Source organism: Candidatus Borrarchaeum sp. (genome assembly GCF_019058535.1).
In the GTDB taxonomy this organism is placed as follows: Archaea; Asgardarchaeota; Sifarchaeia; order Borrarchaeales; family Borrarchaeaceae; genus Borrarchaeum; species Borrarchaeum weybense.
This window is the reverse complement of the sequence record NZ_JAHPYX010000179.1, coordinates 1-12360: the sequence shown is the minus strand read 5'-3', so window position 1 is coordinate 12360 and position 12360 is coordinate 1. Positions and strand designations below refer to the sequence as shown.

Below are 12360 nucleotides of genomic sequence, written 5' to 3'. Positions count from 1 at the left end.
TGAAAGAATATAAGTCCGTATAGCTAATACCTATTTCTAGGTTTATAGAAAGAATTCGAGGTATCAGTATGGTGCGAAAATATAGAATCGCATTGGTAATGATCTCTATTCTTTTTACAATGAGCTTTATTGGATGCGTACAGCCCACTGTTGCTCAATTCGCCTCTGAGGAATTTCAACAAACCTATGATGTTGAAGCTGGGACAGTGCTGACGGTTGATAATCAAAACGGAGACATAATCGTTGAAGGATGGAATAACGATGATGTTGAGGTTTATGCCGAAAAAGTGACCCAATATGGGCAAAGTGAACTGGACAAAGTCAGTATAGAAGTGACCACCGGAAATGAAATGACCGTCAAAACGACCTATACGAACCTATTTTGGTTTTTTAGAACTCCTCGGGTGACTGTGAATTATTGGATAAAGGTCCCGGCAGATGTATCCGTCGAGCACCTAGAAACTACGAATGGAGGTATCTCATTGGAGGGAACTACTGGAGACACAACTTTGATCAGCACCAATGGCAATATAAACGTGAAGGACGTTGACGGCTATGTGGATGCAGAGACCACCAACGGCGGCATTACAATCGAAGATGTCACAAGTGTTCGTGGGACAGAAACAACCAATGGCAGAATTATAGTCGAGATCCCGTCTCTTAGTAACAATGTAGAAATCAAAACTACAAATGGAGCGATTACTGCGTATGTATCGGAGGACTTAAACGCTGATCTTTCGATGTCGACAACAAATGGGGTGATAACAATTCACGATGTTCAATTAGACTTAGAATCTTCCTCGGCTACCAGCGTTGAAGGCACTATGGGAGACGGTGGCTATGACCTTACCATTACGAATACAAACGGCAACATTGACCTTTACAAGTTATAAGAGGGATTAATAGGATAAGTAGGAGTAGAAAGCATCGGTTTTCTCAACTTTCCTTTTCTTATTTTTTTACCTGAGAATTTTTTTTGTCATCGTAGCAAAATGTAGCGTTTTTCTGGAAGATAACGCCAATTCGAGCGTGGAATAAGAAATATAGAACATAGCAAAAAAAAGAAGGGAGGATAGCTTCAAAAAAGTTTTGCAATTATGCGCTTTTTTTCTTTAATCTCATACCGAATAGGAACCGAAGCACGTTGATTTGTCTGATAGGTATTAGTAAGAGGCTTATAATCGCGAATGATACTGAGAAGATGATGAAATATTTTACCATCACAATTAAATTCAAACTGACAACAAAGAAGGCTACTGCGACGATTACAGTTTCATGAAGGACATAGAATGGTAGGACAAGTTCATTTGAGAACTGCAAATATCGATGATTGAAACTCAGGAATTTCCGTCCCAGAAAGAGTAAAGCTATGATCCAAGACCAGCCATTGAACGCCCAAAGTGGCGTGAATAGAAGATAACCACTTAGTGAGACAAGAACGTCAAGGCCAAATGCTATAAAAACAACAAGAATAAGCACGCTAGTAACAATACCTACTATAAGCGCAATCAAGCCATTTTTGTCTATGGACTGCATGAATTGTGAATTAGAAGCCACCACGTATGCTAGTATGAAAAAAATGAGATAAGTGGGCAGTTTCCAGCCTCCGTAGCCGGAAGGGAACACAAAAAAGGGCGGAATCGCAGCTAAATCCACAATAATCAAGGGGATCGCAAGTAAGAAGATTCCTCCTCGTCTATTACAAATTGTTGCCAGTTTTGAAATTTTGTCATCTTTTTCTCGCAGATACTTGAAGAAATGTACTGTTATCAATGAAAACACGAAAAGCCAGAAAAGATACCAGAGGTATATTCCCTGATTTGCTCCAGCAAAATAGGTCAACCTGGGAACTAAATCTAAAGGAAAACCGTAAAGAAAGTAGTCCCAAAAGTAGCCTTCAAAAAAGGATCCTGTATAGTCGCCATTAAAAACTGCAGTAAAGTAAACATGCACATAGAGGATTGTAAACAAAGCAAAAATGAAAGGAACCATGAGTCGCAGGAATCTCGTCTTAGCGAATTGTAAAGCATTCCGTTTACCCAGAGAAAAATATGTCGCCATTCCCGAAATTACAAAAAACAACGGCATGATCCACCCTGTTACGAAGACATTAACCAGAGTAAATAGTGGATCTGGTTCGGGATTCATGATATGCCATGGAGTAATGATGAAAGGTCTTCCGCTATGATAGAAAAAAATTGTGCCCATCGCAATGACTCTCAGCCAATCAAGCCAATACCATCTTTCGATAGTGCTGCTCATTGTTTAAATCACCCATTCTCTATAAGATAATGATTTTTTTTCAAGTGAATTAAAAGTCATATATGACTAAGTCATATAAGAAGTAATGAGTTGGAAAAAAGGTATCTTGCTATAAGAAAATAAGAATCAATTTCAGGTCAACTCCCCCTCCTGTCGGAAAGAGAATCCTTCGCCCAATCAGTTGAAAATGCCTTAAATCAATCACTTTTCTGAAAAAGACTAGATGACAACATAATGCTAATTGGTGGCGCTCTAACGACGCCTGCCTGGCAAAAAATGATTGATGCTGATGGGTGGACGGAAACGTCTGCTGTAGGGCAGAGATTGTGACTAAATGGATCGAAGAAGAGGGGAGATACGATTTAACTGATTCTTCTTACTCTATTTTAACTCTTTACAACTTTACTTGAGTAGTTTTTAAATATATGTCACAATTTATTTGGATTCGTAAATAGTTTCTTTGTGTGAAAGGACATTTCTAATCATTTTAATAATTTAGATTTGTCCACAACAATTTATTGCAGAAAATGAGTAGAAGATCAATAACTGTGCGAAAAAATAAAATTGTAAAAATTTATTTATATGATTGAGCATAAATTAATTGAACATTTCACAGTCTTGCATGTTACAGATATCTTGAATTCTTTCTTCAGATGTTTAATCCGCTTGTATAATGCCATTGAAATTACTTGTGGAAACAAACAGAGGTTTTTTAATGTCAGATGAAAATGTCGCGATCTATTTGGATTTCGAAAATTTAGCCCTTTCTGCAGAAGAAGTTTATCCTTCAAAGGAGAAACCATTATCACTTGGACCTCTCGTTGATTTCGCAACATCTAAGGGAAATATTTGCATAAAAAGAGCCTATGCGGATTGGTCTAAGCACATTTTTGCTCAATATCAAAGATCGTTAATGGAACATGGATTTGAAATGATACATCTTCCAGCAACAACTTCACAAGGTAAAAATGGTTCTGACGTCAGATTGGCAATTGATGCAATGGAAAATCTAGAGTTATTTAAAATAATTAATATCATCATTATTTGCTCAGGAGATACCGATTTTATCCCTCTTATTCAACGAATTCTGGCAAGGGGAAAAAAAGTAATAGTTTTAGGATTTGAACATAGTGTAGGTCCCTTGATTAAAAGTAGTGGCACCGAGTTTAAATCTATTGATGAAATACTAGGTGCACCTGAAAAGGATTCATTATCTTCAGATTTAACTGAAGAGATGAATATTTCTTTAGGGAAGGATTTAATGATAAGATATATCAAAAGCAAATCAGATGATGAACCAGTATTGATGGCAAAGCTTAAGCAAGATTTACTGAGATTAGACCCTTCATTTTCTGAAAAAAGATTGGGATTTCGGAGTTTTAAGGACTTCGTTGAATCATTTATAGGAGAAATTGTTGAAAAGATTGATCTGACAGATCAACAACCTAAAATCTATTTTGCCGAAATGGAATTGCCAGAAGTACAGCCTGTGGATCTCAAAGCTGATGCAAAAAGTTTTCTCAAAAAGAATTTAAGGTATATTAATGATTCATCTCAACGTTTAAAACTCTTCACAATTCTATTTGAAGTCTTTAGAAAAAATCTTTCAATGTCAATGCATCAAATGATAGACATTTTGTTTAATGATACAAACGAAATACCAAAGATAACTATTAGAAAATTTATCAATACACTGTTTACGGGTAACACATTTATCTCATCTGAAAAGGAAATGGGAGGTCCACTATTATCCAGACCGTTTAGGCTGAAGGAGACTATAAAAAATCCTGCAGGTTTAGAAATATTTTATATGAGTAGAATCGTTGAAATCCTTAATAATCGCTTTCCAGATTTATCGGATGATGAAATTACTGAAATAGTATATGAGAATCACATAAACGTTTAATTGATAAATAATTTTAGAAAACTATTTTTTTAAGAAGAGTGATCATCCATTTAAAGCAATAACCCGCAGCAACACAAACTTATAGCAAAGAATCAGTTTCCTGAAAAAATCGACTCGATTTAAAGCCGTATATTCCGCATTTGACAGGATCTTCCCCCATAAGATTTTTACTATACTGAAAGGCTCTATAACGACATCCTCCTTTACAATCCGATAGATGCGGGCAATCTAGTTCTCGACAATTCAGAGCATCGAGTCTCCAGATCCAGTTGTCCTTGATTTTTTCCCAACAGGAAAGAAGAGGATTGGTCTGAATATTACCAACGGGTTGATCTTCAAAAAATCCACATTTTGCAACGTCACCGTTGCTCATTATGGCAGCAAGATGCGCCCCACATGCATAAATATTTGAGCTATCCTCAAAAGTATAGCCCCAACCATATTTCTTCAAAGCCCTTGCGGCGTCTTCTACTGATGCTTGAAGTTCTAAATTCTCTAAAAAATTTCCTGAGGGCGATGGAGCATCTAACATCCAACTTTCTATATTCATGTCTTTGAGAATTTGTTCAAGTTCTGGTAATTCGTCAATATTCTCTTTGTGAACCATGGTTGCTACGCTTACCCGAATGCCAAATGACTGTAACGTTTTAATTGCAGCAATCGATCTTTCAAACGCCCCTTTCATATCTCGAAAACGATCATGGCTTTTAATTCCATCAATACTGATCTGGACCTCATTTACAAGATCTTTTAGGCGTTCTGCGGTTTCTTTATCAATAAGCAACCCATTTGACAAAAGAATCTTTCGTATTTTGTATTCTCTAATCTTTTCTAAGAATTCAAAGATCTTTGAATGAAGAAGTGGTTCTCCACCAGATATGAGAAGTTTCAATCCTTGCATTTGATCGAATTGCCGAACTATTTCAAGTAGAATCTGCAGATCTAACTCAATTGGAGCACTTTTATCAAGATAACAATGAAGACATGCTAAGTTACATTTCGTGGTAACATGCAACAGTAACGTTCGCAAACTAGGGAGTGTAGATTGATCTACAGAATAGAATGGGATCTCCGACGCCTTTTTATCTTTTAGTTCGATTAACCTCTCATTTTTTAGTTCCTTAAGAAATCCTAAAAATTCATCCCTTGAATCATTAAATTGACTTAAGAGCTGATTGAGAGAAGAATAGCCGGTAAAATATCTCATCCATTGATACTCATCATTTTCTAATTCATAAAGTTCATTATTAACAAAATCATAAAGTACGGGATGTTCTAATACTCGAAGGACTACATGATTTGCAAGTTTAGGATACATTTGGTTTTCCTTTGCCTCGAATTTTTGGTTTTGTACATTATTCGTGAATTTAAAATGTATATAAAATTTTTTTTCCGAGCAGTTCAAAGAGAACTTTTGTGCTAACCATCGAGAGACATCTATTGATAAAAAAAGTGTGGTTCTTATATATTAGGCTGTCAAAACCTTGGTGATACTAAGCGTATCTTAAGGGATAAGGGACGTCTGCAGGTGGGCGCGCTTTCCTTCAAAACTCTTTTTCTTCCCTTTTCCCTTATGGATATATAGCAGTCTAACGCTAATATAATCCCGTTTCAAAAATTTTCCATGCAAAGAACCCAATAAACGAAACGCTAAATGATATTATTGCGCTCCACAAAAAGATAATTTCTAATGAAGAATATAGCACGACAAGTCCCATGAGTATTGGACCTGTAGTTTGTCCTATGCGGATTCCAGAATAAATTAAGCTAGATAAAACTCCTCGAAGTTCCATAGGACCAAGTCTTGTCGCTGACGTTAGAAACAAAGGTAAAGCTAAACCAAAGCCGAAGCCAAAAATTACGACCGGTATAATCATGAGTATTATACGATGAATAATAGGAATCATCACCAAGCTAATACCCTCAAAGCAAAATGCGAGTGTTAAAACGGCACGAGGAGACAAACGGCTCTCGATTTTATCAGCTTGACTAGAAGTTGCTGCTATTGTGAATGATAAAAGGGATGAAAAAATACCTATCTGGAATGAATTCAGTCCAAATTTTACGGCAAATAGTAGTGTTAAAGCGTAGTGGATTGCCCCGTATATCACGATAAACGCAATAATTGCAGTCAAGAAGAGAATTATACTCCCAGGTTTCTTCAAGTACTCTATAGATTTGTGAAAATATTCAAAAGTAGAGGATGCCTGCGAACCTTCTGGATTTTCTAGTAAGAAAAGAGCTAAAAAACCCACAACTACTCCTAAAAGAAGCAATAAAAATGGGTATGTCGCGCCGATTAGCGCGAGAGCACCGCCGACAAGTGGAAAACTCCCCATGCCAACATTTATTACACTAGTATTGATTCCCATGGCCTTTACGCGGGCATTGCCATCGTAAAAATCGCCTATGAGGATTACAGCTAAAATAGTTAAACCTGAGCCACCTATACCCGTTATAAATCTCAAGATAAGTAATTGTGTGAAGTTTGCTGCAAAAAAACTTAAGCCTCCTGCAGTACCGAATAGAAAAAGACAGGGTATTATAACTTGTTTTCTGCCAAAATTGTCGCTTAGAACACCGATAACAGGCGCCAGAAAAATACCTGGAAGCGTAAACGCTGTTATTAAAAGTCCAATTGACAGTAATGATACATTTAATTCGTGAGCTATTTTTGGAAGTGCGGGTATTATTGCACTATTGCCAACTATTCCACATAGGGAGATACCGAAAATGATGGAGATTTTTCTATTTAAAGGCACAAGCTTCACGACATTAAATTTTGTAAACAGGTCAATTAAGATCTCTTTTAGTCTTTTGGTTTCTTATAGATGAAATGCAGTATTTTCTAAAGGGCGTCTTTAGTACAACTTAAAGATAGTTTAACGCATTTTATAAAAAAATGAGATGAAAGATGGGTTTGAAACTAACGATCATATAACCACTTGTAAAGTTCCGCCCTCCGAGTGCGATCTTTGAAGGTAGTGGCAGCACCTGTTTCTCTGTTGACGTAAAGCTCATCGAGGTCAACTTCCGCGGTTATTACCATTTCCTTGTTTGATTTTGCTTCTGCAATTACTCCGTTTGAAGGCCAAGGAGTATCACAAGGGCTAAGTATTGAGGCTCTCCCCCATCCAGCGAGATCCAATATGCCTGCATCGCCCACCGTGCAACAGTGCACCATATAAATCTGATTTTCTATGCACCTCGCTTGGCAGCAATGTCTTACTCGCCAAAACCCAGCTTCGCTTGATGTGAATGAAGGACAGAAAATAATCTCGGCACCTTTTAAAGCGAGAATCCTTGCACATTCTGGAATTTCCGCCTCATAACAGATTAATAAACCCACCTTTGCTTTTTCTAGCTCTAAGATTTCTAATATATTGCCTTCAGCGGTATCCCATTCTCCCTCCGCTGGAAAGATGTGGGTCTTTTTATGCTCAAATACTGTCCCATCTGGACCAAACAGATAGCATGAATTATAATAATTGATTCCTTCTTTCTTTAAGTGCGATCCTGCAACAATATATTGACCGTTTTGTCTTGCAAGTCTTGAGAAAAGATCTAGATACTGGTTGGTAAACTCAGACGTCTTTTTTTTATCCATAGTTGTAAAATTCTTTGCATCAGAGAAGGTTGTCAACAATTCAAATGTAAATAATTCAGGAAATACAACGAAATCAGATCCTTCAGCTTGTTTTAAGCAGGAGATAACGTGATCCTCGAACTCTGAGAAACTTTTGATAGGTTTTAAAGAGAATTGTGCAGTAGAAATCTTAATAATTCTCATATAGTGGGTCGCCTCCATATTTTCTACTATTGATTTGATTAGCACTAATTCCGTCTTAACTCTAGCATATTAAAGGATCGTTTTATAAAGACACGTAGATTTCACTTGAAATACTCTTGCTAATGATTTAACAAAGGAGAAAAAAATATGGTAAAACACATCGGGATAGTTGCATGTAGTGCGGAAGGGGCCGCTCTCTGTTATAGGACAATTTGCACAGAAGGTGCAGATTTTATGGGGAGATATGCCCATCCTGAGGTTACTATGCACACCTATCCTTTAAGCGAATATATGAAATATATTGAAGCAGATAATTGGGAAGATGTAGCAAGTTTAATGTTAGCATCAGTTAATAAATTAGCAGATGTTGGGGCAGACTTTGCCATATGTCCTGATAACACAATACACGAGGTTTTTAACATCGTTATTGAAAAATCCCCAATTCCATGGCTCCATATAGCAGAGGAAGTTGCAAAAGAGGTAAAAAGGCAGAAATATAAATGTCTCGGAATTTTGGGAACCCGCTATCTCATGGAAGGACCTGTGTATTCAGATACGCTTACTAAAATGGGAATTAACTTCAAGATTCCTGAAAAAGTGGATAGGGAACGAATAAATGACATTATTTTTATCGAACTTGTAAACGGAAAGTTCTATGAAAAATCTCGTGCGTATTTTGAAGAGGTAATAGGCAAATTAAAAAATGAAGACTGCGATGCAGTAGTACTTGGATGCACTGAAATCCCATTGATAGTAATCCCAGAAACATCACCTCTTCCAACATTAGACTCCACAAGACTACTTGCAAGAGCTGCTCTAAGAAAAGCAATTGGAAAATAATATAAATCACACTAACATATAATTACGAGTTTCTATTTTACGTAAAAGGTCGTGAAAACATGAAGATTTGTTGTGTTGAAGGGAAAGTCGGCATTATTGAAGGATATCAAATCAGGTTTTTGAAAGGTTTCCAATTAGTCGAAGAGTTCATTCAAAATCCTCCTGATCGGTTATCTTTTTCGGGTGACATTATTTCACTAAGCGAAGCAAAATTTGATGCACAAATAATAAACCCTTCGAAAATTATAGGAATCGGATTAAACTACCCTTCTCACATAGCCGAATTGGGGAAACAAACGCCTTCTGAACCTTTTTGCTGGTTAAAACCTCCTTCTACAATTATTGGACCAAACCAAGCAGTCAAAATTCCAAAAGAGGTCAATAGGGTTGATTACGAGACAGAATTAGCTGTTGTGATCGGGGAAAAGGCAAAAAATGTCGATGAAAGCGAAGTGTTTTCAAAGGTTTTTGGCTATACTATTATTCTTGATATGTCTGCCCGAGATTTCACAGAAACAGATAGGGCATTATTTAAGGTGAAGGGATTCGATACGTTTGGTCCACTTGGCCCATATATCGTTACTACTGATGAAATACCTGATCCTCACGCACTTGATATCAAACTATGGCACAATGGCGAATTAAAGCAGAGTGACAATACAGCTTCAATGGTTTTTAAAATACCCAAACTAATTTCCTTCATTACAAAAATCGTGACGCTTTACCCAGGAGACATAATTGCCACTGGAACACCTGCTGGAATTGATACTGTAAAAAGCGGAGATAGGCTTGTTGCTCAAATTGATGGCATTGGGATTCTGGAAGTATCAATAGAAGACTAAAACAATAGGAGTTCTTGAAAGCATGACTAAGGACAAGAAACCAGACAGAAAAATAGTAAAAAGAATAGATAAACAGTTACATGAGAGTAAGAAACTTTTAAAGAAAGGTATCAAAGCGCAGAAATCTCAAGATTTGGAAGAAGCGTTAAATCACTTTCAAAACGCATATGAAATAATTCAGGGCATTTTGACTTCAGATGACTTCGAAGAGAGCAAATATGCAGATACTAGAGAGGGAAAAATAGTTGCATTGCTACATTTAGGAAATGTTCATCAGGAACTCAAAGAGACGGATCGCGCACTGGAATATTTGAATGAAGCACTAAAGTTAGATAATGAGAAAGGAAAGACAGGAGATATGCGCATTAGAGTTTTAATTATGAAAATGATCGGCGATATCTATTGTGATCAAAAAAAATATAATGACGCTGTGAATACATTTGAAGAGCTTTACTATTTGATGGTACGGGCAAGTGCACCCTTTGATGATACTGCAAAACTTCTAGATAAATTAACTAGTGTATGTTATGAGCATTTAGCAAAAGATGACCCAAGAACAATTAAATTTTTTGAAAAATCAGTTGAACTTCTTAATATCATGGGACGTAGACGTGACGCGAGAAATATGATTAATAATTTAGCTGTTGTTCATTATAAGAATGAAAGATACGATGAAGCACTTGAATATTATCAACAAGCGCTTGAAATGGATGAAAATTTCAATGATATGAGAGGAAAAGCTTCTAGGCTTCGATACATAGGACTTGTTTATCATAAGAAAGAAAACTGGGAGCAAGCGCTGAAACATTATAATGAATCTCTTAGTTTAAGTGACGAAAAAAAAGATTCTGCTGGAAAAAAAGAAACGTTAAAAAAACTTGGTGACCTGTATATGGCACAAGGCGATGAAGAAAAGGCCAACGAATTTTTACAAGAAGCAGATCAAATAATTCTAAACTAGTAGTTTTATGAATCAACTCAAGATTACTCAGTAATTTAGTTAAAAATTACTTCTTTTCAAATTGGGACATGAACAACTTCGAAAAGCCTTTTAGAAGCAACCATTGCGTAGAATTTATTGAATACTGAACTCTCCTTCTCGACAAAAACGATAAAGCATTTTGCGGAGAACTTTACCTGAAGGTTTAAAAGGAACAGAAAGTATTGTTTTTTAAATTATACGATCGAGTTTACTGCGCATAATGGGGTGATTTAAATTGGTGGCTAAGAATCAGATGAGCTATAGCTATTTATTCAAATGCATCGTTGTTGGAGAAGGTGGCGTCGGGAAAACGACGTTCATTAACCGATATGCTACAAACAGTTTTTCTGAAGATACGAAAATTACAATTGGTGCCTCTTTTCATTCCTTTGAAAATAATGTAAATGGAGATACTTCCGTAAAGCTTCAGGTGTGGGATTTCGGTGGCGAGAAGCGTTTCCGCTTTATTCTGCCTAGTTATTGCAACGGGGCTCACGGGGTCATATTTGCTTTTGATCTTACTAGAGCAACTACTTTATGGAATCTGAGTGAATGGTTTGATTTAATTACTGAGAATACTGAGAATAGCCCGATATTTATCCTCATTGGTACAAAAGCTGATCAAATCGAAGACAACGGTTTTGAAGCAATCAAAGATGAACAAATTGTCGAATTCATGAAAACATACGAAGTTTCACCAAATTTGTTTTTTAAGACAAGTTCGAAAACAGGGCAAAATGTCAAAGACGTATTTGCCGAAATGTCTAATTTACTCTACAACAAGGTGAAACAATAATGGCTGACGATTATACTTTTATTGAGTACTGTGAGAAATGTGGTACTTCAGTTACACATCATTTTACAAAGGAAATGCTAGAACAAAAAGGTGGCGGTCTATACTCGGGAGTATTTCTTCACAAAAGTAAAAGTAATAATGAAATTCATGCAATGCTTGCTTACTTCGATACTAATCTTGCTAATAGAGGAGGAGAGGGGGCAAAAGTAATTCTAACGAATGGTGTTTCACTAGAACATCTGAAAAAGAACGAAAAGAAACATCTAGATGAAGAAGTAAATAAACTAGAAAGCAAACTCTTTTACGAATGGTTAATTAATGAATATGTTTCCAGTTTTAAAAATAAGAGGTTATTAGTAAAAAGAAAAGTGGAGCCTACACTAAATAAAATTTTAGCCGATTTAAAAACTCAATCTGAATTATACGAACCGTTTATGACAGTTTCTGACAAGATTACGTTCGATTTGCAAAAAAGGGACATCAGTCAAATCACTTATGACGAACTCAAAGAAGCTTTTCAGACTGTCTTTGAGCAGATTATTGAATATTTTAAGGATGAAAACGAGAATGATGCTCTTGATGCATCAAGGAAAACTGGGCTCAAAGTCATTACACAATGGAGAGAAATTGTAAAATTAGGACTCTCTGAAGACGTCCTGCAGATCTTAGCTACTCATTAGTTGCAGTATTGTAGGTTTTGCACCTAACACTTCCAGAGATCCTATTTTTTGTTATTCTTGTTTTTTAATTAATGCCCTTAAATGCTTTCCATGAATAAAAACGTCTCTAATTCTATCATTTTAATAGCTAGTGGAGAGTTTCGAAGATGCTCTCAAACTTGCTGAAAAAATTCCCAGAATTAATAAAAAGGTTGAAAACGAGATTTGAAATTATCCAAATATTCTAGTATCAAAGTGAAGTGATTTTACTAAGTATTAAAAT

At 36.2% G+C, this 12360-nt stretch carries 11 protein-coding genes; 7 read left to right on the top strand and 4 right to left on the bottom strand.

Annotated elements, in window-relative coordinates; genetic code table 11:
* The first annotated feature begins 68 nt into the window (after positions 1-68).
* Positions 69-893 carry a DUF4097 family beta strand repeat-containing protein gene (locus QVB70_RS10635; protein ID WP_287585918.1) on the top strand — a complete coding sequence of 275 codons (825 nt, stop codon included), beginning with the start codon at positions 69-71 and terminating at the stop codon, positions 891-893.
* 202 nt (positions 894-1095) lie between these two features.
* Here QVB70_RS10635 and QVB70_RS10630 read toward each other — a convergent pair whose 3' ends face one another.
* Positions 1096-2262, bottom strand: a complete 1167-nt coding sequence (locus QVB70_RS10630; RefSeq protein WP_287585915.1) for an acyltransferase family protein — start codon at positions 2260-2262, stop codon at positions 1096-1098.
* Between the two features lie 715 nt (positions 2263-2977).
* Between QVB70_RS10630 and QVB70_RS10625 the strand changes: the two genes are divergently transcribed.
* Positions 2978-4168 (top strand): NYN domain-containing protein, encoded by a 1191-nt coding sequence (locus tag QVB70_RS10625; protein ID WP_287585912.1) that lies wholly within the window; start codon positions 2978-2980, stop codon positions 4166-4168.
* A 79-nt stretch (positions 4169-4247) separates the two neighbouring features.
* Here the strand turns inward: QVB70_RS10625 and QVB70_RS10620 are convergent, their stop codons facing one another.
* The 3 genes from QVB70_RS10620 to QVB70_RS10610 all read right to left on the bottom strand — a co-directional run bounded on the left by QVB70_RS10620 (position 4248) and on the right by QVB70_RS10610 (position 7958).
* The gene (locus tag QVB70_RS10620; RefSeq protein WP_287585910.1) at positions 4248-5486 is read right to left on the bottom strand and encodes a radical SAM protein; all 1239 of its coding nucleotides are present in this window, start codon (positions 5484-5486) and stop codon (positions 4248-4250) included.
* A 277-nt stretch (positions 5487-5763) separates the two neighbouring features.
* On the bottom strand, positions 5764-6930 hold the full coding sequence (locus QVB70_RS10615; protein WP_287585882.1) for an MFS transporter: 1167 nt from the start codon (positions 6928-6930) through the stop codon (positions 5764-5766).
* A 164-nt stretch (positions 6931-7094) separates the two neighbouring features.
* Complete coding sequence (locus tag QVB70_RS10610; protein ID WP_287585881.1) at positions 7095-7958, bottom strand: carbon-nitrogen hydrolase family protein; 864 nt, start codon at positions 7956-7958, stop codon at positions 7095-7097.
* A gap of 147 nt (positions 7959-8105) precedes the next feature.
* On the opposite strand from QVB70_RS10610, the gene QVB70_RS10605 reads away from it, so the two are divergent.
* The 5 genes from QVB70_RS10605 to QVB70_RS10585 all read left to right on the top strand — a co-directional run bounded on the left by QVB70_RS10605 (position 8106) and on the right by QVB70_RS10585 (position 12098).
* Positions 8106-8798, top strand: coding sequence for an amino acid racemase (locus QVB70_RS10605; RefSeq protein WP_287585879.1), 693 nt, complete (start codon positions 8106-8108; stop codon positions 8796-8798).
* Between the two features lie 59 nt (positions 8799-8857).
* Entirely contained in the window at positions 8858-9640 is a 783-nt protein-coding gene (locus QVB70_RS10600; protein ID WP_287585876.1) for a fumarylacetoacetate hydrolase family protein, read from the top strand.
* A gap of 22 nt (positions 9641-9662) precedes the next feature.
* Complete coding sequence (locus QVB70_RS10595; protein ID WP_287585873.1) at positions 9663-10601, top strand: tetratricopeptide repeat protein; 939 nt, start codon at positions 9663-9665, stop codon at positions 10599-10601.
* A 259-nt stretch (positions 10602-10860) separates the two neighbouring features.
* Positions 10861-11418: a Rab family GTPase gene (locus QVB70_RS10590; RefSeq protein ID WP_287585871.1), complete on the top strand. Its 558-nt coding sequence runs from the start codon at positions 10861-10863 to the stop codon at positions 11416-11418.
* Positions 11418-12098, top strand: coding sequence for a hypothetical protein (locus QVB70_RS10585; RefSeq protein ID WP_287585868.1), 681 nt, complete (start codon positions 11418-11420; stop codon positions 12096-12098). Before QVB70_RS10590 ends, QVB70_RS10585 begins: the two co-directional genes overlap by 1 nt.
* The last annotated feature ends 262 nt before the right edge of the window (positions 12099-12360 follow it).

Excerpts from the sequence above, each read along its gene's own strand:
- QVB70_RS10600 (WP_287585876.1), top strand. The coding sequence starts at position 8,858 with ATGAAGATTTGTTGTGTTGAAGGGAAAGTCGGCATTATTGAAGGATAT.
- QVB70_RS10620 (WP_287585910.1), bottom strand. The coding sequence starts at position 5,486 with ATGTATCCTAAACTTGCAAATCATGTAGTCCTTCGAGTATTAGAACAT.
- QVB70_RS10585 (WP_287585868.1), top strand. The coding sequence starts at position 11,418 with ATGGCTGACGATTATACTTTTATTGAGTACTGTGAGAAATGTGGTACT.
- QVB70_RS10605 (WP_287585879.1), top strand. The coding sequence starts at position 8,106 with ATGGTAAAACACATCGGGATAGTTGCATGTAGTGCGGAAGGGGCCGCT.
- QVB70_RS10595 (WP_287585873.1), top strand. The coding sequence starts at position 9,663 with ATGACTAAGGACAAGAAACCAGACAGAAAAATAGTAAAAAGAATAGAT.
- QVB70_RS10625 (WP_287585912.1), top strand. The coding sequence starts at position 2,978 with ATGTCAGATGAAAATGTCGCGATCTATTTGGATTTCGAAAATTTAGCC.
- QVB70_RS10635 (WP_287585918.1), top strand. The coding sequence starts at position 69 with ATGGTGCGAAAATATAGAATCGCATTGGTAATGATCTCTATTCTTTTT.
- QVB70_RS10630 (WP_287585915.1), bottom strand. The coding sequence starts at position 2,262 with ATGAGCAGCACTATCGAAAGATGGTATTGGCTTGATTGGCTGAGAGTC.
- QVB70_RS10610 (WP_287585881.1), bottom strand. The coding sequence starts at position 7,958 with ATGAGAATTATTAAGATTTCTACTGCACAATTCTCTTTAAAACCTATC.